The 21761-nt window shown below is 56.9% G+C and carries 18 protein-coding genes; 3 read left to right on the plus strand and 15 right to left on the minus strand.

The window, feature by feature from the left end; translation table 11 throughout:
* Nucleotides 1–197 precede the first annotated feature (197 nt).
* Nucleotides 198–2279: a glycoside hydrolase family 97 protein gene (locus tag ACCQ03_RS13505; protein WP_209227264.1), complete on the plus strand. Its 2082-nt coding sequence runs from the start codon at nt 198–200 to the stop codon at nt 2277–2279.
* Here the strand turns inward: ACCQ03_RS13505 and ACCQ03_RS13510 are convergent, their stop codons facing one another.
* Nucleotides 2280–2576 (minus strand): hypothetical protein, encoded by a 297-nt coding sequence (locus ACCQ03_RS13510; protein WP_209034222.1) that lies wholly within the window; start codon nt 2574–2576, stop codon nt 2280–2282.
* 17 nt (nt 2577–2593) lie between these two features.
* Between ACCQ03_RS13510 and ACCQ03_RS13515 the strand changes: the two genes are divergently transcribed.
* Nucleotides 2594–5368 (plus strand): TonB-dependent receptor, encoded by a 2775-nt coding sequence (locus ACCQ03_RS13515; RefSeq protein WP_209227266.1) that lies wholly within the window; start codon nt 2594–2596, stop codon nt 5366–5368.
* Between the two features lie 406 nt (nt 5369–5774).
* On the opposite strand, the gene ACCQ03_RS13520 is transcribed toward ACCQ03_RS13515, so the two are convergent.
* Both ACCQ03_RS13520 and ACCQ03_RS13525 read right to left on the minus strand, forming a co-directional pair.
* Entirely contained in the window at nt 5775–6065 is a 291-nt protein-coding gene (locus ACCQ03_RS13520; RefSeq protein WP_236493578.1) for a hypothetical protein, read from the minus strand.
* Between the two features lie 62 nt (nt 6066–6127).
* Nucleotides 6128–7744, minus strand: a complete 1617-nt coding sequence (locus ACCQ03_RS13525) for an alpha-amylase family glycosyl hydrolase (protein WP_209227268.1) — start codon at nt 7742–7744, stop codon at nt 6128–6130.
* Nucleotides 7745–8336: 592 nt separating this feature from the next.
* Here ACCQ03_RS13525 and ACCQ03_RS13530 point away from each other — a divergent pair.
* Nucleotides 8337–9308: an IS5 family transposase gene (locus tag ACCQ03_RS13530; RefSeq protein ID WP_150147813.1), complete on the plus strand. Its 972-nt coding sequence runs from the start codon at nt 8337–8339 to the stop codon at nt 9306–9308.
* Between the two features lie 115 nt (nt 9309–9423).
* Here the strand turns inward: ACCQ03_RS13530 and ACCQ03_RS13535 are convergent, their stop codons facing one another.
* The 12 genes from ACCQ03_RS13535 to ACCQ03_RS13590 all read right to left on the minus strand — a co-directional run bounded on the left by ACCQ03_RS13535 (nt 9424) and on the right by ACCQ03_RS13590 (nt 21543).
* Entirely contained in the window at nt 9424–11790 is a 2367-nt protein-coding gene (locus tag ACCQ03_RS13535) for a VirB4 family type IV secretion/conjugal transfer ATPase (RefSeq protein WP_372359846.1), read from the minus strand.
* An 83-nt stretch (nt 11791–11873) separates the two neighbouring features.
* Nucleotides 11874–12851 carry an IS5 family transposase gene (locus ACCQ03_RS13540; protein ID WP_372359822.1) on the minus strand — a complete coding sequence of 326 codons (978 nt, stop codon included), beginning with the start codon at nt 12849–12851 and terminating at the stop codon, nt 11874–11876.
* A gap of 240 nt (nt 12852–13091) precedes the next feature.
* Nucleotides 13092–13400, minus strand: a complete 309-nt coding sequence (locus tag ACCQ03_RS13545) for a VirB3 family type IV secretion system protein (RefSeq protein WP_057677533.1) — start codon at nt 13398–13400, stop codon at nt 13092–13094.
* Nucleotides 13393–13797 carry a TrbC/VirB2 family protein gene (locus tag ACCQ03_RS13550; RefSeq protein WP_057677532.1) on the minus strand — a complete coding sequence of 135 codons (405 nt, stop codon included), beginning with the start codon at nt 13795–13797 and terminating at the stop codon, nt 13393–13395. The genes ACCQ03_RS13545 and ACCQ03_RS13550 overlap by 8 nt, the downstream gene beginning before the upstream one ends.
* A gap of 57 nt (nt 13798–13854) precedes the next feature.
* Nucleotides 13855–14673 (minus strand): lytic transglycosylase domain-containing protein, encoded by an 819-nt coding sequence (locus ACCQ03_RS13555; protein ID WP_057677531.1) that lies wholly within the window; start codon nt 14671–14673, stop codon nt 13855–13857.
* Between the two features lie 56 nt (nt 14674–14729).
* A complete protein-coding gene (gene virB11, locus ACCQ03_RS13560) occupies nt 14730–15770 on the minus strand; it encodes a P-type DNA transfer ATPase VirB11 (RefSeq protein ID WP_057677560.1) in 1041 nt (346 codons plus the stop codon).
* 14 nt (nt 15771–15784) lie between these two features.
* Nucleotides 15785–16966 carry a TraB/TrbI/VirB10 family type IV secretion system protein gene (locus ACCQ03_RS13565; RefSeq protein WP_057677530.1) on the minus strand — a complete coding sequence of 394 codons (1182 nt, stop codon included), beginning with the start codon at nt 16964–16966 and terminating at the stop codon, nt 15785–15787.
* Entirely contained in the window at nt 16963–17730 is a 768-nt protein-coding gene (locus ACCQ03_RS13570) for a TrbG/VirB9 family P-type conjugative transfer protein (protein WP_209227844.1), read from the minus strand. The genes ACCQ03_RS13565 and ACCQ03_RS13570 overlap by 4 nt, the downstream gene beginning before the upstream one ends.
* Nucleotides 17727–18722 (minus strand): type IV secretion system protein, encoded by a 996-nt coding sequence (locus tag ACCQ03_RS13575; protein ID WP_057677528.1) that lies wholly within the window; start codon nt 18720–18722, stop codon nt 17727–17729. Before ACCQ03_RS13575 ends, ACCQ03_RS13570 begins: the two co-directional genes overlap by 4 nt.
* A gap of 125 nt (nt 18723–18847) precedes the next feature.
* Nucleotides 18848–19258 carry a TcpQ domain-containing protein gene (locus ACCQ03_RS13580; protein WP_005914237.1) on the minus strand — a complete coding sequence of 137 codons (411 nt, stop codon included), beginning with the start codon at nt 19256–19258 and terminating at the stop codon, nt 18848–18850.
* Nucleotides 19259–19590: 332 nt separating this feature from the next.
* Nucleotides 19591–21264 (minus strand): type IV secretory system conjugative DNA transfer family protein, encoded by a 1674-nt coding sequence (locus tag ACCQ03_RS13585; protein WP_017155023.1) that lies wholly within the window; start codon nt 21262–21264, stop codon nt 19591–19593.
* Nucleotides 21265–21300: 36 nt separating this feature from the next.
* A complete protein-coding gene (locus tag ACCQ03_RS13590) occupies nt 21301–21543 on the minus strand; it encodes a hypothetical protein (RefSeq protein ID WP_209227842.1) in 243 nt (80 codons plus the stop codon).
* Between the last annotated feature and the right edge of the window lie 218 nt (nt 21544–21761).

The raw sequence follows: 21761 nt of genomic DNA on the forward strand, positions 1-21761 counted from the left end.
ACGCGTTATGGTGCGCAGCACGGACGTGCCACGGGCGCGGACCCTCCCAGGTGCCGTGTCGCCATGGTAGACGCGCACTCCACTGTTCCGCACCACTGCATACGTATTCATGGGCTTCCAGCAGCGCGCACCACGGCGCATCCACTACCAGGCACTGCATAGTCACTGCTTGCGCAACGGTCACCTTGGGAGGGGATATGCCGCTGTCTTCACGTCGAGCGCACTCGACACTGGGCGCCGCATGGATCGCCCAGCTGCTGGTCCTCACGCTGTTCGGCGGGACTGCGCCGCAACTGCATGCCGAAGCCACCACCGTCAGCGTGGAGTCGCCGAACAAGGTGCTGCAGGTCAGCCTGGACGTGGATGGCGGCACGCCTTATTACCGCGTGCAGCGCCTGGGCGAGGCGGTGGTGCAACGCTCGCGACTGGGGTTCGAGCTACGCGACGGCCGGCTGGACCGCGGCATGGTGGTGCTTGCGCAAACACGTCAAAGCCACGATGACACCTGGGAGCAGCCCTGGGGCGAAACGCGGCTGGTGCGCAATCACTACAACGAATTGCGCGTGAGCCTGGGCGAGCGCGACGGTGCGCAGCGCACCTTCGAGGTGATCTTCCGCGTCTACGACGACGGGCTGGGCCTGCGCTATCACTTCCCCAAGCAAGCAGGTATGCGCGAGGCAGTCATCGACGAGGAAGTAACCGAATTCGCCATCGCGCAACCTGCCGATGCGTGGTGGATTCCCGCAGGCGAGCCGATCCACTACGAATATCTGTATCGGCACACGCCGTTGAACCAGGTTGCACTGGCGCATACGCCACTCACGCTGCGCACCGACAGCGGGCTGCACATCGCACTGCATGAAGCGGCCTTGGTCGACTACGCCGGCATGTGGCTGCGCCGCACCGACAACCAGCGCCTGCGCGCGCAGCTGTCGCCGGCGGCCGAAGGCTGGAAGGTACGCCGCAGCCTGCCCTTCGATACGCCATGGCGCACGCTGCAGATCGCCGATCAGGCCACCGGCCTGGTGGAATCCAACCTCATCCTCAACCTCAACGAGCCCAATGTGCTGGGCGAGGTGAGCTGGATCAAGCCATCCAAGTATGTGGGCGTGTGGTGGTCGATGCATCTCAATCAACAGACCTGGGCCACTGGCCCCAAACACGGCGCAACCACCGCGACGACAAAACGCTATATCGACTTCGCCGCCGACCACGGCTTTCGCGGCGTGCTGGTCGAAGGCTGGAATCCCGGCTGGGACGGGGAATGGTTCGGCAATGGCGGCAGCTTCGATTTCACCCGGCCCACGCCGGATTTCGACCTGCCCGCACTCAGCAAGTACGCCGCCGGCAAGGGCGTACACCTGATCGGCCATCATGAAACCGGGTGCGCAGTGGACCATTACGAAGATCAAATCGCCGAAGCGATGGACTTGTATGCGCGCTTCGGCGTGGACTCGGTCAAGACCGGCTATGTCTGCGACGACGGCCAGGTGGAGCGGCGCAATCCCGCGGGCGGCACGCCGCTGCGCGAATGGCACGATGGGCAATGGATGGCGCGTCACCACCTGCACGTGGTGCAGGAAGCAGCGCAACGCCACATCGCGGTCAATGCGCACGAGCCGATCAAGGACACCGGGCTGCGCCGTACCTATCCCAACTGGATCTCGCGCGAAGGCGCGCGTGGCATGGAATACAACGCCTGGGGCCAGCCGCCCAATCCGCCCGAGCACGAAGTCAACCTGGTGTTTACCCGGCTGCTCGCAGGGCCGATGGATTACACGCCTGGCATCGTCAGCCTGAAGGGCCGCAACGGCCAGGCGATTCCCAGCACGTTGGCGCGTCAGTTGGCGCTGTATGTGACGCTCTACAGCCCGATCCAGATGGCCGCCGATCTGCCCGAGCACTATCTGCAACACCGCGACGCGTTTCGCTTCATCGAAGACGTGGCAGTGGACTGGGACCAGACCCGTGCGCTGAATGGCGAGGTAGGCGATTACGTCACCATCGCACGCAAGGACCGGCATAGCCGCGACTGGTTCCTGGGCAGCATCACCGACGAACACGGCCGCCTGCTGCAGGTGCCGCTGGGCTTTCTCGAACCCGGCGTTCGCTACACCGCGCAGATCTATCGCGATGGCGACGGCGCGGACTATGCCAGCAACCCGTTCGCCTTCGTGCGCGAAGAACGTCAGGTCAGCAGTGCCGATACGTTGGAGCTACGTCTGGCACCGGGCGGTGGTCAGGCCATTCGCTTTGTTCCGATGGGTGGCAAACGCTGACTACGCCATCGCGTGGGCGCCGGCATGCACAGCCGGCGCGATCGATTGCACGGCGCAGCGCTCGTACCGCTGCTGCGCATCGCGCACCATGTCGTTACCGAGCGCAATCACCGTGCTGTCGCCGGCATGGCCCTGGATGGAATCGATTTCATCGCGCAACACCGCAGTGAATACGTATGCAGTGCACGTTTGCACCCAGGTGCCGTGTCTACCATACGTCGCAGTCGCGTAACGTCCATCGTGGCGCGCGACGCATGACATCCAGGCATCTGCCGGATCAAAAATCAGAAACAACATGTACCTGGGAGGGGAAAATGTTGAAACACAAGCGCTCCGCGCTGAGTATCGCCCTGGCTGTTGCCATGGCACCGACATGGGTAGCCGCGCAAACGGCAGCGCCTGCACAAGCAAGCGACGCCCAACAAGGCGCGTCCGAACAGACTGCTGGTGCGGTCACCGACCTGGACAAGGTCCAGGTCACCGGCCTGCGCCGCGCAATCGAAGGCGCCATCTCGGTCAAGCGCGACTCCACGTCGATCGTGGAAGCCATCTCGGCCGAAGACATCGGTCGCCTGCCGGACGTGAGCATCGCCGAATCGCTGGCGCGCCTGCCCGGCCTGGCTGCGCAACGCATGGCCGGCCGTGCGCAGGTGATCAGCGTGCGCGGCCTGTCGCCGGACTTTTCCACCACGCTGCTCAACGGGCGCGAAGTGGTCAGCACCGGCGACAACCGCAGCGTGGAGTTCGACCAATACCCGTCCGAACTGGTCAGCGGCGTCACCGTCTACAAGACCCCCGATGCCGGCCTGGTCGGACAGGGCCTGTCGGGCACGGTGGACATGCAGACCGCACGCCCGCTCAGCTACAACGAGCGCGTGATCGCCATCGGTGGCCGCTATCAGCGCAATTCGCTGGGCAAGGCCGCCAACGTCGACCCGTATGGCAACCGTTTCAATGTCAGCTACATCGACCAATTCGCCGACCGCACCATCGGCCTGACCATCGGTTACGCGCACACCGACATGCCGATCCAGGAAAACCAGGTGGGCCTGTACGAACCGTGGCAGCAGGTCAACGCACAGCGGCAGCGTCCTGGCGTCGCCGATGGCGTGTACTTCTCCGATGGCATCAAGGCCCTGCGGCGCACCGGCAATCAGAAGCGCGACGGCGTCATGGCCACGCTGCAGTATCGCCCGTCCAATGCCTGGACCAGCACGCTCGATGCGTTCCACACCGAAGCCGAGCAGATCGACACCGCCAACCAGTTCGAGCTCAATCTGAGCAACTACAACGGCGGCTACACGCCCGGCCTGAACATCAGCAACGTGCGCGTCAACGATCGCAATACCTTCATTGGCGGCGATGCCAGCGGCGTCTATCCGTTGGTGCGTGGCATGTACAACAAGCGCGAAGACAAGATCGATGCGTTCGGCTGGAATAATGAGATCACCGCCGGCTCCGTCAAGATCGTCGCCGACCTGAACTACTCCAAGGCCACCCGCGACGAACTGAACCTGGAGAACAATCTTCAGCGTGCCCCCATGCCGCAGCTGGACACCGTGGGCGTGTCGGTCGTCGGCAACGGCTTCTCCCAGCTGTCGCCGGGCATGAATTATTCCAATCCGGACGAGCTGTTCCTCACTAACACCATCTACGGTTCCGGCTACGGCAAAGTGCCGAGCGTGGAAGACGTGCTCAAGGGCGCGCGCCTGCAGGCCAACTTCCCGATGCCCGAAGCGCTGAGCTGGTTCTCGGACCTGGATGTGGGCGTCAACTACGCCAATCGCCGAAAGCAGAAGACCCAGCCGGAAGGCAACATCACGCTGGGCGCTCAGGGCGAGGCCACGGTGGCGGCGGATCTGCAATACGCACCGGTCAATCTCGGCTTTGCCGGTCTCGGCTCCCTGCCCGCATGGAATGTGCCAGCCACGGTGGCGCGCTACATGGTGTTCAACCCCAGCGACGACGCCTCGTTCCTGGTGTCCAAGGCGTGGACGGTGGAAGAAAAAATCACCACCGCCTGGCTGCGTGCAAATATCAATACCGAATGGGGCGAAGTGGGTGTGCGCGGCAATATCGGCGTGCAACTGCAGAGTGCCGACCAGTCCTCGCAGGCGAATTACTGGGATGCCTCGCAGCCGGCCGGTAGCGAAGTGCGGCCCATCGACGATGGCAAGACCTACCGCGACTGGCTGCCCAGCTTGAACCTGGCTTTCCAGTTCCCGTACGAGCAGACGCTGCGCTTTGCGATGGCCAAGCAGGTCGCACGCCCGCGCGTGGACCAACTACGTGCCTCGCTGGAATTCGGTGTCGACACCTCGACCGGGCGCCCCGGAGCCAGCGGTGGCAACCCCATGCTCGACCCATGGCGCGCCAATGCCCTGGACATCTCCTACGAGAAGTATTTTGCCGACCGTGCTTACGTGGCCGCGGCGTTCTTCTACAAGGACCTCAAGAGCTACATCTACACCCAGAGCCGCGACAACTACGATTTCTCCGCACTGGTGGCCGGCTACGTGCCGCCGCCGGGCTCTGCACCGGTGCTGACCACCGGCACCTTCAGCGCCCCGTTCAACGGCAAGGGCGGCACTTTGCGCGGCGTCGAACTCACCGCCTCGCTGCCGCTGGATCTGGTCTTCGCGCCCTTGGAAGGCTTCGGCATCCAGGCCAGCGCCACCTTCAACGACAGCGACGTCAAGATCCGCGACCCGGAAAGCGCCTCCAGCGTGGGCGACGGTGAAATCAGCCTGCCGGGCTTGTCCAAACGCGTCTACAACCTGACTGCCTACTACGAGCACAAGGGCTTCGAAGCACGCGTCAGCCAGCGTCGGCGCTCGGACTTCATCGGCGAAATCGGCAATTTCAACGGCAACCGCACGTTGCGCTACGTGGTCGGCGAAAACATCACCGACGCGCAGATCAGCTACAACTTCAGCGAAGCCAGCGCCCTGTCCGGACTGACCCTGCTGCTGCAGGCCAGCAACCTCAGCAACTCGCCGTATCGCACATATGCAGAAACCAAGGACCGCCCGCTGGAATACATCGAGTGGGGCCGTACGTTTGTGCTGGGTGTGAACTACAAGTTCTGATCTGCTGCAGCAACAAATAGCGGCCCTGTAGTCCCTCTCCCCCGGGAGAGGGGTTGGGGTGAGGGTACGGATTCAAACACAATCAGCTCCAGGTGTACTGCTTCATATTCTGTAGATTTTTCAAAAAGGCCGCTCTCCAATACGCGCAATGCAACCCAAAGCGCCCTGCCCCAGAACCTCATCATGTTGCCTACTCAGAAGCCGCCGGTTAAAGACCGGCGGCTTTTCTTTTGAGTGAGCACCACCACCATTCGGGTAAACACAATCGCCACGAGAGCAGCTAATAACAAGACCATGCAAACGCCAAGCGGGCGATACCGGAGCTGGAAGGGGGCATGTGCTGCTCGTGCACTCCAGCTCAACGGGCCCCATACACGCCATGCTCGCTGCGTTCTGTCAGCCGCTTTCAATCCAGGGAATCGGGTGTGCTGAGCGCCACATACCCCCCTGGCTTCTCGACGTTACCATGCGCATCAAACGCCGTAACACGCGAGCCAAGCGCGTCGATTGACGACGTCGCGATCGCACGCAGCGTCATCAGGCACCCTGCGCCTGCAGCTTGATCGGGCCGGCGCAGATGCATTGCCGTTTCCTGCAACAGCCCCTCGATATGACGCATCTTGAATCGCTTGCCGGGCACAGCGCCCGGCGCAAGCACTGATTGGTAGCTGACATCGCATACAAAAAAGCGAGGCATCCCGATCGAACGCCTCGCCTGTCTCACTCAATCGCAGCATGCCCGACTGTGAAACGGTGCTATCAGCCCTCGCCCGTGGCGCACACCACCGCGTGCCCAGGCAAGCTCACCCGTCCATCCTCGATCACGCCCCGCGCCACACCGGGGACATCGATCTGTTCCCATGCGCCTTCAGGCAGCGCAAGCTCGGCAACGTCGGAGGACAAATTGAACGCCAACAGCATGACCTGGCCCGCATGCTCACGCCGGAACATCAGCACCGGCTCTGCTGTGTCGTAGAACATGATCGCGCCTTCGCGTAGCGCTGGCATGCCCTTACGCCAGGCAAGAAATGCCCGCACGGCACTCAGCACAGACTGGGCATCGTCCTGCTGCACACTCACTGCAGCCAGACGGTGCGGCTCGGACAACGGCAGCCACGGCTTGCCGCTGGTGAAACCCGCCGACGGCGCATCGGTCCACGGCATCGGCGTACGGCACCCGTCGCGGCCTTTGAAGGTCGGCCAGAACGTGATGCCGTACGGATCCTGCAGATCCTCGAAGGCCACATCCGCCTCACTCAACCCAAGCTCCTCGCCTTGGTACAGGCAGACCGAACCGCGCAACGAACACAGGAGCGCCACCACCATGCGAGCGAACGCAGGCGATGCTTCTTCGCCGCCCCAACGCGTCACCGCACGCACCACATCATGATTGGAAATCGCCCAGCACGGCCATCCTTCCAACATGGTGGCCTCGAGCCGGCTCACCGTTTCGCGGATATAGGCCGCGCTGTAGTCCTGCACCAGCAACTCGAAGCTGTAGCCCATGTGCAAGCGGCCCTTGGCGGTGTATTCGGCCGTGGTCGCCAGCGAGTCTTCCGAAGAAATCTCGCCCAGGCTCACCGCATTGGGATAGCGGTCAAGCAGCGCACGCAGGCGTTCCAGGAACGTCAGGTTTTCCGGCTGCGTGTTGTTGAAGTAGTGGTACTGATAGGCATACGGATTGTCCGCGCTAAAGCCCCGCCCCACCCGCCTGTCGGCCGGCTTGGCTGGGTTATCGCGCAGCTGCGCGTCATGGAAGCAGAAGTTGATTGCATCCAGGCGGAAGCCATCCACCCCTCGGTCCAACCAGAACCGCACATTGTCCAGGGTCGCCTGCTGCACCTCGATATTGTGGAAATTGAGGTCGGGCTGATCCACCAGGAAGTTATGCAGGTAGTACTGCTCGCGCCGCGGCTCCCATTGCCACGCCACACCACCGAATAGCGACAACCAATTGTTGGGCGGCGTCCCGTCCTCGCGCGGATCGGCCCATACATACCAATCGGCCTTCGCATTTGTTCGGTCCTGGCGGCTTTCCTGGAACCACGCATGTTCGATCGAGGTGTGGCTCAGCACCTGGTCGATCATTACTTTCAGCCCGAGCGTATGCGCCTTGTCGAGCAGACGATCGAAATCGTCCAGCGTTCCGAACAACGGATCCACGGCACGATAGTCTGCGATGTCATAGCCGAAATCGGCCATCGGCGACTTGAAGAACGGCGAGATCCAGATCGCATCCACACCTAGCCCAGCGATGTAGTCGAGCTTGGCAATGATGCCCGGCAGATCGCCGACCCCATCGCCGTTGGAATCCAGAAAACTACGCGGATAGATCTGATAGATGACCGCCCCGCGCCAACATGGTGTCTGCAACATGCACGCCCCTCCCGGGCCACTGCTGGCAGCCAACACGGCCACCGACTAAGGGCGTTAGCCTAGCGGCGTGACGCTGCAAGAGCGTGGGCGTGCATACGTATTCATTGCTCTTGCGGACAGATCACTGGTGGTCAATGGACGGATCGCGTAGGCAGCCACTGTTGCGAGCACCTACTGTCAGCGCCTTAGCGACAGCACAAAAAGCAGCTTATTGACCTAATTCTCGAACTAGCCCTCGTGGAGCCAAAATTTCAGCAGCCTGCGCGCCGCCCATGCGGTTCGTATTTGCATGAAACAACGGCAATCGACAAAGTCGACAGCGAAGTCCATGCGGACGGCCTGCTCCGGACACGAAGCAAGCCAAGACCTGAACCACATCGCCACAGAGTCAAGACAACGTCCTACGCACGTGGCGCCCTATATAAATCATCGGCCGAATCAATCAAAAAACTACACGCGATCTTCGACACTACCGCTATTCGACTTACGCTTGCCAGAACCCTTACGATTCGCATAGAAATCTTCTAGGGAAACTCTGAACAATCCATCGTGATCTGCCACAATCGATCAACGACCCGAGTAGACGATTTCGATGCAGCTGACCTTCGGCGACGCGGAGTACAACGGCAAGCGCAAGCGGACGCGGCGTGAGGTGTTCTTGGCCGAGATGGACCAGGTCGTGCCGTGGAAGGACCTGCTGGCGCTGATCGAGCCGCACTACCCGAAGTCGGGGCAGCCGGGGCGACAGCCGTATCGGCTGGAGACCATGCTGCGCATCCACTTTTTGCAGCAGTGGTATGCACTGAGCGATCCATCGGCGGAAGAAGCGCTGTACGACACGGTGTCGATGCGCCGTTTCGCCAAGATCGGCGGGCTGGATGAGGTGCCGGACGAGACGACGATTCTCAACTTCCGCCATCTGTTGGAGCAGCACGATTTGGCGCGCAAGCTGTTCAATCGGGTCAACGCGCACCTGTCGCGCAAGGGGCAGAGCTTGCGCGGCGGGACGATCGTGGACGCCACGATCATCGCTGCGCCCAGCTCGACCAAGAACAAGGATGGCGAGCGCGATCCGGAGATGCACCAAACCAAGAAGGGCAACCAGTACTACTTCGGGATGAAGGCGCACATCGGGGTGGACGATGACTCCGGGCTGGTGCACCACGTGGAGTGCACGGCGGCCAACGTGGCCGATATCACACAAGCGCACAAGCTGCTGCACGGCAAGGAGGACACGCTGTGCGCGGACAGCGGCTACACCGGGCTTGAGAAACGCGAGGAGATGAAGCGCAAGCGCAAACTGCGCTACCTGATCGCGGAGAAGCCCTCGAAGCTGAAGCAGATTAAGAACAAGCGCGAACTGAAGTTGGCCAAGCGCTGGGAGCACACAAAAGCCAGCCTGCGTGCAAAGGTGGAACACCCGTTTCGGGTGATCAAGCGCCAGTTTGGCTACGTCAAGGTGCGCTATCGCGGTTTGGCGAAGAACACCGCACAGATGCTGATGCTGTTTGCGCTGTCGAATCTGTGGCTGAAGCGCAAAGAGTTCATTACCGCCGCGGGGTAGGTGCGCCCGTAATCGGGACGATACCCCGAAAAAGCGCCAAAAACGGCGAAAAACCGAGGATCTGAGCGCGGTCACCGCGACCGATATGGCTTACCACATCCTCCGATCGCGTTGTTCAGACCTTCCCTAGCCATTGTTCGGGCGTGAGCTGGTCAATACTTACTCCCAACTGACCTGCCTTACGCGACAAGACATCATGCATAATTTCGATGTTGTCAGTGGAAGAAGAAATCACGGAAAGCGCGTCGTCCATGCCTCGCAAATTGAGCTGACACACAGCTGAGGCATGCCCTTGCTTGACCAGGAAGCAACGCGACCGCTCGTCCAGTGACACCACGACCTGATACTCGGCGTCAGTGAGCTTGAGACCCTCGATATAGTCGTCACGACTAGCATTAGGGTTGGGCAGCAAAATCATAGTGGCGGTCTGCTCGATGAGCGCCGCAGCAATATCGCTGGCAAGTGCATCCTCTGGACTTTGGGTCGCAAATATACCCATTCCATTCTGCTTTCGAATAGTCTTTTGTTTGTTTTTCGCAAACTCCTTCAGCCCCCCTTTGCCATCGAGGATCTTCCAGAATTCATCCATGACGTAAATTAGAGGGCGTCCATCTATCAAAGATTCAAGCCTATGCAGCAGGTAGTTGATAACCGGGGCGCGCACCTCGGCATTGTCAATCATATCCGTGTAATCAAAACCAATAATAGAGGCTTTCTGCAAATCAATCGTATCTAGTGGATTGTCGAACACCCAACCAAGCGAATTACCGGCTGTCCATCGTCGCAGTCGGGCATAAAGCCCGTCGTCACCCATATTGGGTAGACTTTTACGAAAATTACTCATGCTACGCAGATGCATCGGGGTATCCAGCATCCCCTCCACAGCCCTGAATATATCCTCCTCTTCACGCGAGCTGTATTCAGACTTACCGCCTAACACCTTGATTAGCTCTGCAAGAAATTGAGTATTCGCCTCGTTCCTCTCGCATTGAAACGGGTTGAAACCAGTCGGCACACCGTTTTCGAGCGCCAAATAATTCCCCCCACAAGCGCGCACGAAAATCTCAGCCCCCCGATCTTTATCAAAGAAGAAAATGGTCGGAATAGGATCGAACTTCTGAACCTGACTTAATAAGAAATTAATTAAAGCAGTTTTGCCGGTGCCAGATTTACCAATTACCATTGTGTTAGCAATTGCTTTTTCACCCAGTGAATTTTCAGCAGGATGCGTAGCATGGAAATTAAAGTAGTAGGGCTGGCCGTTAGTCGTCTGCAGAGTAGTAACACACTCGCCCCATGGATTGTTTCGCTGCTTCCCCTGCGCAAAATTATGCAGCGGTGAAAGACCCAGAAAATTAAGTGAGCTAAGATTTGCGATACGCGTACGAAAGCGCCAATTCCCAGGCAACTGCGCATAAAAAGACGAAGCTACGGCCAAATCCTCTTTTGAGGATACGAAGCCTGCATTAGACAATTCTGCTCTGGTAGTAGCAATTTGACGCGCAAGCTTTTCTTGACTATCAGCATAGATCGCGATGGTGAAATGATACTCACCAAGGACGAAGTTACCGGAGGCAACGTCATCCATAGCTATATCCAGGTCACGTATCTGGCTAGACGATTTGTCACCTGACGAAATCATCATGCCCTTAGTACGTTCCAGCACCTTCAATGCCTCATGTCGGCCGACAGGACTAAAGGAGTGAGTCACTACATATTCAAAATCAAGATATTTCAAGCCATTGAGGATGCCTGGATATGTACCATCCGCATACTCTTTAACATTAAGAATCGCGCCAAAGTGATTAATTCCGTCAGGCGTCCGTATAACGAAATCACCTGTTTTATTTGCAAACATATGCTTGCTTACAGGCAAGTAAGCTTGTACGGGGGCCTGCAATACCGGAACCGGCTCATCAATACGATTCAGCAAATATCCTAAAAACTCTAGAGTTTCGGAAAAAACAATGCCATTTTTTGCTTCGTACATTCCTAGCCGATAAGGCGAATAATCCTTGAGCACTGCCTCGACGTTCGTGGCAAGTTCGATCATTTTTGCAACAGCCTGCTCTTCCTCTGAGCGGATGCGTTCAGGATCAGCAGACTTTTCAACCAACCTTCTACCAGTTATCACTGGACGATAAATCATGCTGAAATAAAGCTCATTTTGCATGATTTTCTGGGAAGACAATGCAGAATAATACTCGTCAGACAGGTTTTGATTAAATGCCTGTTTGAAGCGACTTTCATCTCCAATCTTGCGGCGGCGACGAACATCGTGCACCCAAAATGCAACGTTAGCGAAATCCGGCGCACGCAGTGTCTGCAGAAGTCGATTAAACGTATTATGCCGCTGCTCTAGCTCACATTCATCCCGTCCGACAAATGGTAGGCCCGCAAGATGCCAGATCAGAAGATAATCACCTCCTGTTGTCTTAAGGAAGGTCTGAACAACGCGATCGGAGGATGTGGTAAGCCATATCGGTCGCGGTGACCGCGCTCAGATCCTCGGTTTTTCGCCGTTTTTGGCGCTTTTTCGGGGTATCGTCCCGATTACGGGCGCACCTACCCCGCGGCGGTAATGAACTCTTTGCGCTTCAGCCACAGATTCGACAGCGCAAACAGCATCAGCATCTGTGCGGTGTTCTTCGCCAAACCGCGATAGCGCACCTTGACGTAGCCAAACTGGCGCTTGATCACCCGAAACGGGTGTTCCACCTTTGCACGCAGGCTGGCTTTTGTGTGCTCCCAGCGCTTGGCCAACTTCAGTTCGCGCTTGTTCTTAATCTGCTTCAGCTTCGAGGGCTTCTCCGCGATCAGGTAGCGCAGTTTGCGCTTGCGCTTCATCTCCTCGCGTTTCTCAAGCCCGGTGTAGCCGCTGTCCGCGCACAGCGTGTCCTCCTTGCCGTGCAGCAGCTTGTGCGCTTGTGTGATATCGGCCACGTTGGCCGCCGTGCACTCCACGTGGTGCACCAGCCCGGAGTCATCGTCCACCCCGATGTGCGCCTTCATCCCGAAGTAGTACTGGTTGCCCTTCTTGGTTTGGTGCATCTCCGGATCGCGCTCGCCATCCTTGTTCTTGGTCGAGCTGGGCGCAGCGATGATCGTGGCGTCCACGATCGTCCCGCCGCGCAAGCTCTGCCCCTTGCGCGACAGGTGCGCGTTGACCCGATTGAACAGCTTGCGCGCCAAATCGTGCTGCTCCAACAGATGGCGGAAGTTGAGAATCGTCGTCTCGTCCGGCACCTCATCCAGCCCGCCGATCTTGGCGAAACGGCGCATCGACACCGTGTCGTACAGCGCTTCTTCCGCCGATGGATCGCTCAGTGCATACCACTGCTGCAAAAAGTGGATGCGCAGCATGGTCTCCAGCCGATACGGCTGTCGCCCCGGCTGCCCCGACTTCGGGTAGTGCGGCTCGATCAGCGCCAGCAGGTCCTTCCACGGCACGACCTGGTCCATCTCGGCCAAGAACACCTCACGCCGCGTCCGCTTGCGCTTGCGCTTGCCGTTGTACTCCGCGTCGCCGAAGGTCAGCTGCATCGAAATCGTCTACTCGGGTCGTTGATCGATTGTGGCAGATCACGATGGATTGTTCAGAGTTTCCTTAAGAACCGACGGGGCAACATGCGTCGAAATAGAGACAAATTCGCTGATCGGGCTATCTGGACTAAACATGACCTTACCAATAAGAGTAAAAAGGCATTGAAAAACTTAGATCATTAAAAATATCAACCCCATGCACCTTTGTGCATGGGGTTGGCCATTCAAGACGTCCTTCAATTAACGCTTTCCAGGAGGAACTTTACGATATTCATTAGGGCTAAAAATCCACATACCCGAATATCGTTGAAGATTTCGAGCACGAAATCTAAACAACCACCGCAACGCCAACAATCTAAAAATCATTTCATCACGCTTAGCCATTTGCTGCATGACGAAAACAATGACGGGAATAGTCAGTAAAAACCAAAGATTAAAATACATACCCATCATGAGGCCACCGCCAGCACCAATGAAAAAAGGAATATAAGGAACCCCTAAAAACATTGCAGGACGGGTGCAACCACGAAAGAGTACATCCTTATGCATAATGATGCAGAGCTTGGAACAAAGCCATCGCCGCCTCGCCTTGGCACTGACTATCGCGCTTACCGATGACCATGTTTGCAATCTGTCCTGCAGCGCCAATTAAAACACCGCCAATCAGAATCGGCGAAACCTCGGATATTCTCTTGTGAGCAAATGCAATCTGATAACCAGCGACAATCACTGCAATCGTCACAACTGCAACAGAGCCCATGGTGAGCAGCGAATTAATATTATCCAAGAATCCACAGACCTTTTCGTCAGTCTTTGCCAGATCACCCACCTGTGCACCCGCGCCTCCCGCAACCAGCAAGGCGGAGGTAAAAATTACGGCCTTTAGGGCCTGTATACCAATCATTTTAGCATCGGCAACCAATTGCTTATCATTTAACATTTTCATCAATTATCTCCTAGAACAGGGGGACACACAGCTATCCATTGCATTTTTTCATCCTTGTCAAAAAACGAAAGCATTATCTACCTGCCCCTTCTGAGGAAGCGTCGGCGCTTCAGTCGGAGCGGGTTGCAAAGCAGGACTTACGGGCCGTGGCCGAGCGGCGGAAGCGGGAACGGCGACGCCATGACCCTGGCCGGTCGATTGAATGACGTATAGATCGCTAGGGGTGGCAGGCGTTGGAGAAGGTTGAGCCTGTCCCTGATCTAAGGGTGACCCTACGTTAGCATCCGATCTCTGGTCGTCACGAAAGGACCGCTGACTTAAATCTTGAATACGGCGGGAAACAAGAGCGTCGGTCAACTCGGCCGCTGCCTGCCGCACCGAGCTCTGTACCTTGATTTTGATTGGCCGATTGGGAATGACACTGATCGGCTCCGCGCCTCCAGCCGCCGCTCCTGACTGGCGAATGGATGCATAAATTTTCTGGACGTATCCATGCTTGAAACCAGTTTCAAAATTTCCGGAATAGTAGCAGCTAAAAGACTTACCCCAATCTGCACCGGAACGAGAATGACACTCGGCTAGAATCCGAGAGGCCGCAACGAGATTTGGGCATTTGGCAAATGCCATCTCATAGCTGGTAATGCCGTACTTCAAAAGATTGTATCGATTGACCTGGCCCAGCCCCAGCGAAAAGTTGTATCCCTTCTGCTCTAGCATCTTTGCGGTAGCAACAGCTTCTTCCAGTCCTTTCGGCTCTCGAACGAGTCTCCCGCCGACTACACCGATCGCATAGGGATTCCGCGAAGACTCTACCCGGACGACGTGCTGCATCACTTCGCCGGGAACAGCCAATCCAGTGCACCCCATCAGTTCCATACCAGGCGACATAGTGGTTTCCTTAAGCTCATACGGTGCCCACCGGTAACGGCGATCTAACCGCCCCGAAGGGTTCTAACAGGATCAAAATCGATCCCTGTGATGTAACGCCTGCCTGCATGTGCCTTGATGTGCACAACGATGTCGATCGTCATACGCAGCAGGCGTTTGATCACGTCAAATTCTAGCCCTGAACCTTCGTTCGAGGCTTTAACCATCAGTGCCAGTTGATCCCAGGTCTGCTCAACACTACCTGCGTGACAACTTGTGATCGAGCCAGGATGCCCCGATGCGCAGTTTCGTATGAAATAAAACGATTCATCACCACGTAACTCAGCCAATATGATCCGATCTGGCTTCATGCGCAGACACGCCTCCATACAGCTCTTGGCCGTCACATTGCTAGCGCTTTGACCTCCTTTCGAATAAAGGAGATGCACAGAATTAGGCTGACTGATGAATAGCTCACGTGCATCCTCGATAGTAACTAAACGCTCCTCATTGGGAATGTGATTCACTAGAGCTTTCATAAAAGTGGTCTTGCCACTTCCGGTGGCGCCTGCAACCACGACATTCTTTTTATAAAGAACACACTTTTTGAAGAACTCTGAGTAGTCTCTATTGCGTCGAAGATCAAGCAGCTCGCGGTCCTGATCACTGACGTCAGCAGCTTGCTCCAAAACCTGATCGAAGAACCCGTCGTGCTTGTATTGCTCAAGGGTCTTGGTGTGCTTCGAAGGCAGCCGAATTGTGATCGACACCTTACCAGCATCGCAGGCCGGGGGAATTACAAACTGTGCACGCTGCCCGGTGGGGAATGTCAATGAAACCACCGGATCAGCGTCAGTAATCCGCTGACCGGTGTTGCTTTCGTTTACAACCGCGGTGCAAAACTGTCTTGCACGGTCGAAGGTCAAAGAAGGTACATCTACTCGCTGCCAACCATTGATGGTTTCAAGATAAAGTTCCCCTGGACGATTGATGCAAATCTCCGTAACTTCCGGAGAATTGAGATAATCCAATATCCCGAGCACAGAATATTGATAGTCCAGGAAATCATTTGAGATCCTCGCGACTGGTGAATCTTCGATTGTCACAGCGAAAGCGTCGTTCACTTCGGCAGCACCGCTGTGAAATCAACGTCTTTGGCGACGTAGACATTCAGAACGGTTCCCTGGTTAATCGTAACAGTAGAAGGACGGCGACCAGACTTGGCGACGGCCTGCTCCGCAATATCCTGGATACTGCGCGCAGTATTGCTTTCGAATGGTTGCTGAGTGATAACACCACTACCCACACCAACGGTCGTAGTCTGAGGGCCGTATTCAGCCGCAGCATACTTGAAAGCATCACTGAGCATACTTATGAAAAGCGCAGACGCAATCTTGTTACCCCAATGGGCATCGTATTGACCTGGGTGACCCGCACTACCAAGATTATCGATACCAGGCCCTTCCAGCTTCACGTCGAGCCCGTTTGGCGTTGTGATCCGATCCCAGACCACCTGCATGCGCGCAGATGTTGGCTCCTTGGCTGCGTACTGACCCAACATCTTCGACCCTTTCGGCAAGAGCAACTTGTGGCCGTTGATCGAGTACACAGGCTCAGTAACAATGCATGAAGTAAATCCATCGAAATCGCTAATAATTCGCGTCTCCAATATGCACCGTATATAAGTCCCACGGACTAGCAGTCCATCTGGATTACTGATTGGCTTGGCCAAAGTTACTTGATTATCTTCCTGATCTGCAGGCGATTGTGCTCCAAGAAGTCCATTCGCCGCCGGAGCACTGGGAGCACCGGCCCTAGCATCTTGTTCAGCTAGAATACGCCTTTCGAGCAATGTAGGCCCCCTTTCTCTCTCAGGAGCAGCTGTGATAGGGGCACTGTTGTACTCGGGCGGCTGCGTCACCGGCAGCGGCGGCAGATACTGCTGCTGAGCAAGCGGCACCGGATCAGGCTCCGCTGTTGGAGTGATGTTTTGAGGAAGAGCGGGCGCTACCACGGTTTCTGCACGCGGCTTCACTACCTCTGCTTTCTTCGAATCGCGCGACACAAGCCAGAAAATCGCGAGAACCAGCAGCAGTGCAACGCCAGCCAGAAAAAATAGAGCTTTACGGTTAAGCCGCTTTAAGTCGTTAGACTGAAGAACGGGCTCATTTGCATCCAAGTCTGGAGACTCGGTTGCGCGCTGCCTTGCAAAATAGGGATTACTGTCGTGCTCAGCACGTGCCTGCGCATCGCTCTCTCCGTGGATGCGCTCATCTGAATTGTTTGGCGGATTTGAGTTCACTTTTGCTTATTCCTTCGCAGACCGACCACATTGTTGCCATGGCGAACCACCAAAAATGGGTAGGTGCCGTGCACGATCAATGTATTTCCTTCCACTGTCGTATTGACCAGAAAATCTTCGCTATGCTCTTTTTCTCGACCAAAAACGGCCGGAAAGTTGCCGGTAGTGAAGCGAGTCAAATCCATATTTATATAAGTGAACTTCCCATCATCATATACCCGACTCGGGACCAGCCAGGATTTCTTGGTCCGGGTTGAATAATCATAATCGTAATAATAACGACGATCCTTCAATATTTTAGAATTCAACTGCGGGCCATCTTTCACCGCAACTGCCTCCTCAGCCCCGTTGAAACTGGTGTCTTTAGGGTAAGTAAAAACAACCTTGTACTGCACACCAGCTTGCTTCGCCTGCTCCAATCGTTGCCAATCGGTTGCAACAACTTTGAGCTCAAGAATATAGGAGTGCGTTGCCGTACGAATCATCATATTCGTGTCGACATCGACGTTCTTAGGCTTCAAATAAAACACGTTTTCACGACGGGTCAACTCCCAACCGCCTGTGAAACCGGTACTGTAGTCCAGAATTTTCTCGTTTGGACTAAGCTCAACCTGGGTTGTAATACCAAGACCGGTTCGGACTGGGTAGATGCGATTTGGCTCGTACTCATACTCTTGCACGACTTGCGCAACAGCAGGGAAAACAAAAAGGAGTAATGGAATCAACGCTGGTAGCGCCATCCTGTGTCGGCTAAAGAATTTCATCTACCGTTCGCTCCATTGACATTATTTATTGTTCCTTGAGGCTGAATCGCCGGCTGAGCCTGATTAGGGTACATTGCCCCCGGTTGCTGCTGGACTGTTCCCGCTGGCGGAACAGACTGCTGTAGAGGCAGGGATCCTTGTGGTACGGCCCCTGGGACGGGGGGCGCAGCCGTCATTGGCAGTCCTGGTTGCGTGGCAGAGACTCCCGGCGCGGCTGTTGGGACTTGGGCCTGAGCTCCAGAAGCTGGAACCGCAGGCAATGCGGAGTAGTCGTTGTCTACGCGATAGTCAGAAACCCGGAAACCCAGTGGATTTTCTACCCTCAAGTCGTCGCTCATCTGCAGATTATCTTGATAAGCGAACTCCATCGTCGCAATCTTGTTATCCAATAGTGTGGATACTGTTGAACTCTTATCATAAAGGCTGCGTTGAAAGCGCACAGTAGCCCCCGTAAACGGCTTACCCTTGCCGCCGATAAGTGTGATACTCAATATGCTGATGCGGATCGCGCGATTTCTACCATAAACGTTGAACGGCCTGGCAGCGTTATTGGCAGCGTGAAGGGCCCGATACTCTGCCAGCACGCCGGTGGTTGCCATTGCTACCACGGTATTCCAATCACGATCGCTTATGTTCGAGGCGTCGTAAGACTCACGCGCAATAATGAACCGTGCGATATTGCTGCGCGCCAGCGCTTCGCTGGTGCTGATGGCCCGACCGCCAAAGTTGGGCTCAAGCTTGGCGATGGTACTAGTGCCCGAATACGCATCTGCCATGACCAGATACGGCACTTTTTCCTTCAGCGGCAGCATGTAGTAGTAGCCGCCCGCTGTCATGACGGTGACCAGCATCGACAAGGTCGCCACGATCCAGGCACGCTTTTCGCTGCGACGCGCGAGGTCTGCAATGCTGACCTCGTAATTCACCGCTTTTTGAACGGCCGCACCTACTTGGGCGGAGCCGTCCTTTTCACTGACCTTCTTACGCAACATGTCTAGATCCGTCACCGTAAGGCCTTGTCAGGCCTGAAACTATTGCCGCAACGCGTCGCGGGTACTTGAGAAGGTAGGAACACCGCCGGCTCCATGCCTGACAGGCATCGAGCCGACAGCAACCTTTAGAGCTTGGCGCCAGACGACACTGGCACTGGCTGAACCAACAACTTGTTGGCAGAAACCGACACCGAAACCCCTTGAGCTGCGTACACGGCACTCAGCTCGGTTGCAGCCTGCTGGACGCTGGTCGTGCTGATTGCGGAAACCGGCCCGATCAAGGTGTAGTCCGATGGCAAGTTGTAGGACAGCTGCATATTGGAGTCCGCCGCCCAGCGCTCCAGCATGGTCTTCAACGTGCCGTCCATGGGCGTGGCCTGATACGTGTACGAGGTGTAGAGCGGGATCTCGGTAGGCGCCTCGTCAAAGTGGTTGACGTGCTTCCAACGGCCACCAAAGTCAGGAGCAGGCTTGGTCGCGCACGCGCCTACCAATGCTGCAGCCACTAGCACCAACGACAGCTTGGACACATACATCGGATTCACTCTGACTTCTCCAACTCATGAAATTTCGGGCTTAAGACGGACAGCACTAAGCCTCCGCGCACCAGTGGGTACCGGAGGAAACCTGTTATTGATGCGTTTCTCGCAGTCCTCCAACTCGCCGGGGCGTCCCAGTTGCGAGTCTGTGCTGCCAAGAAAAATGAATACGCTGAAAAACCATCCATAGCCTTACTCCAGTACGGCCCATCCGGCGCCGCTCCCCTACGACCATCTATCCATACCGCAGATTCTTGCTAACTTTGCCCTTAACAAGCAGATCCGTCAAGAATTGCGCGCCAAGCCCCGCACCGCAAACGAGGCAGTCATCACACTTTGATGGTAAGCGTTTTCACTTCAGTTTTCGGCAACAAACGCGCAGTGAAGTAGCGATCCTCGTAGTAGCGAATCTTGTCGCACTTCACCGGATGCGGGATCCCCTCGTACAAGAACACTTCCTTCTCGTTGCCCATGGCCTTGAGTTCCTGCGGCAACATCAGCGCCCGACGCTCTTCTGACACGCTGTGGGTGGTCTCCCGCCCTCGGGTGACATTCTTCTTCTTGATGGTGGTGTAACCCAGCATCTCGGAATAGTCGTTGGCATCCTGCTGCTCACGCGGTGCGTAGAGGATCTGCAGGGCGTGGTTGGTGATGATGGTGCGTGACAGATCTTTACCGTAGGTCGCGTCCAGCTGGGCCATGCTCTGGATGATGGGCAGCAGGCGGATGTTGTAGCCGGCCATGTAGGCTACCGCGGTCGCGATGATGTCCACCTTGCCGATCGAGGTGAATTCGTCCATCAGCAACAGGCACTGATATTTGAGCTCAGGGTTGGACTTGGGCAATTCGCGGGTGTTGAGGTTGATGATCTGGCTGAAGAGCAGATTGATGATCAGGCGGCTTTCGGCAAGCTTGTTGGGCTGGATGCCGATGTAGATGGTCATCTTCTTCTTGCGAAGGTCCGTGAGCACGAAGTCGTCCGCACTGGTGGCGGCGTCCAGCACCGGATTGATCCACGCATTGAGCGGCTCCTTCAAGGTGCCCATGATCGAGGCGAAGGTCTCATCCGCCTGGGACAGCATGTTGGCAAAGGCCGACTTGGCGTTGCTGCTGAGGAACCGCCGCTCGGACAGCGACTTCAGGTATTTCTTGAGATCGGTGCCGTCACCCGAAGAGAGGCGATAAATCCCGCCCAAGGTGGGTGCCCCCGCCCCGCCCGGAAAACCGAGCGCGAGCTCCTCGTCCCAGTTTTCGAACAGGTACAGCGCGAATGCCATGAAGGCATTACGCGCCTGGCTGACCCAGAACTTCTGGTCGTCCGACCCATCTGGATACAGCATCGCCGCAATGCTCATCAGATCCGAAACGCGAAATGCGGGGTCGTTCGACACGTAGGTCAACGGATTCCAGCGATGCGTGCGACGATCTTCGGCGAACGGATTGAACAGGAAGACCTCGTGGCCCTGGCTGGCGCGCCAACCACTGGTCAGGTCGAAGTTTTCCTGCTTGATGTCCAGGACCACCACCGACTCCTGATACTCCAAGAGGTTCGGGATGACGACGCCGACACCCTTACCCGAGCGCGTCGGCGCAGCAAGAATCACGAATTGCTGGCCGCTCAATCGCACCAGCTTGCCGTTGAACTTGCCGACGACGATGCCGTTTCCGCTGGGCTTGAACAGCCCATGTTTGGAGAGATCGGCGGCGCCGGCGAAGCGCGCGTCACCGTGCAGGGCGCGCGCCTTGGGCTTGACGATGAGCACAACGGCAATCGCCCAGACCAGCACCGGCAGGCCGAATCCAAGCACGCCCGCAATCTTGATCTTGGTCGCGTAAGGCGCCACTTGGGGCAACCCAAGCGCACTGAAATAGCGGTAGTAGGTGTCCCACCCGTACAGACCGGTGTCGAGCCGCAGCAACAGCAGGGTCAGATAGCCAGACAGGCAGTATCCGACTAGGACCGCCACCAGCGTGGCGATTGCGATGATTTTGGGTTTGGACATGCGCCCTTCTCCTTAGGCTTGCATCACGATGGCGGGCTAGCAAAGCACGACCGGCTTATGATCGACAAGCTCGGACTTGCGCCCGCCGCTCTCGCTCTCCACCAGCGAATCGATCCAGACCTTGGCCTGGTCCAGGGACAAATCCGGCGTGATTCGCGTACCCGCATCGGTCACAACGGCGTATGCCACGACCGCGTCGGGTGCGTACACCTCGTCACGCGTAATCGCCACAACGCGATATCCGCCCCTGGTCAGCACGGTGTGCTGATATTCGTCCATCGCCAGCCTTCCTTTCCGTCAGCGCGGTGGCGATGCTAAAGCAAGACGTGTGACGGTAAAAGCGGTTTCGGCGGACCGGGCTGCGGCCGACAGCGCTGCCTCGCGAAACAGCCGCACGGAACACTCGTTTTCGCAGTCGAGGGACTCCCGGCGCGCTTTCGAAAACGCATATGGCCGGGGTGAGACCTGGACCGCCCACCGCCTACGCGCCGAAAGTC

The organism is Xanthomonas sp. NCPPB 3569 (genome assembly GCF_041475645.2).
GTDB classification, from domain to species: domain Bacteria; phylum Pseudomonadota; class Gammaproteobacteria; order Xanthomonadales; family Xanthomonadaceae; genus Xanthomonas; species Xanthomonas phaseoli.

Coding starts and splice junctions, on each gene's coding strand:
- ACCQ03_RS13530 (WP_150147813.1), top strand. CDS start 8,337: ATGCAGCTGACCTTCGGCGACGCGGAGTACAACGGCAAGCGCAAGCGG.
- ACCQ03_RS13585 (WP_017155023.1), bottom strand. CDS start 21,264: ATGTCCAAACCCAAAATCATCGCAATCGCCACGCTGGTGGCGGTCCTA.
- ACCQ03_RS13555 (WP_057677531.1), bottom strand. CDS start 14,673: ATGGAACTGATGGGGTGCACTGGATTGGCTGTTCCCGGCGAAGTGATG.
- ACCQ03_RS13515 (WP_209227266.1), top strand. CDS start 2,594: ATGTTGAAACACAAGCGCTCCGCGCTGAGTATCGCCCTGGCTGTTGCC.
- ACCQ03_RS13540 (WP_372359822.1), bottom strand. CDS start 12,851: ATGCAGCTGACCTTCGGCGACGCGGAGTACAACGGCAAGCGCAAGCGC.
- ACCQ03_RS13525 (WP_209227268.1), bottom strand. CDS start 7,744: ATGTTGCAGACACCATGTTGGCGCGGGGCGGTCATCTATCAGATCTAT.
- ACCQ03_RS13580 (WP_005914237.1), bottom strand. CDS start 19,258: ATGTATGTGTCCAAGCTGTCGTTGGTGCTAGTGGCTGCAGCATTGGTA.
- ACCQ03_RS13570 (WP_209227844.1), bottom strand. CDS start 17,730: ATGAAATTCTTTAGCCGACACAGGATGGCGCTACCAGCGTTGATTCCA.
- ACCQ03_RS13510 (WP_209034222.1), bottom strand. CDS start 2,576: ATGTTGTTTCTGATTTTTGATCCGGCAGATGCCTGGATGTCATGCGTC.
- ACCQ03_RS13545 (WP_057677533.1), bottom strand. CDS start 13,400: ATGCATAAGGATGTACTCTTTCGTGGTTGCACCCGTCCTGCAATGTTT.
- ACCQ03_RS13550 (WP_057677532.1), bottom strand. CDS start 13,797: ATGAAAATGTTAAATGATAAGCAATTGGTTGCCGATGCTAAAATGATT.
- ACCQ03_RS13590 (WP_209227842.1), bottom strand. CDS start 21,543: ATGGACGAATATCAGCACACCGTGCTGACCAGGGGCGGATATCGCGTT.
- ACCQ03_RS13505 (WP_209227264.1), top strand. CDS start 198: ATGCCGCTGTCTTCACGTCGAGCGCACTCGACACTGGGCGCCGCATGG.
- ACCQ03_RS13520 (WP_236493578.1), bottom strand. CDS start 6,065: ATGCCTCGCTTTTTTGTATGCGATGTCAGCTACCAATCAGTGCTTGCG.
- ACCQ03_RS13575 (WP_057677528.1), bottom strand. CDS start 18,722: ATGTTGCGTAAGAAGGTCAGTGAAAAGGACGGCTCCGCCCAAGTAGGT.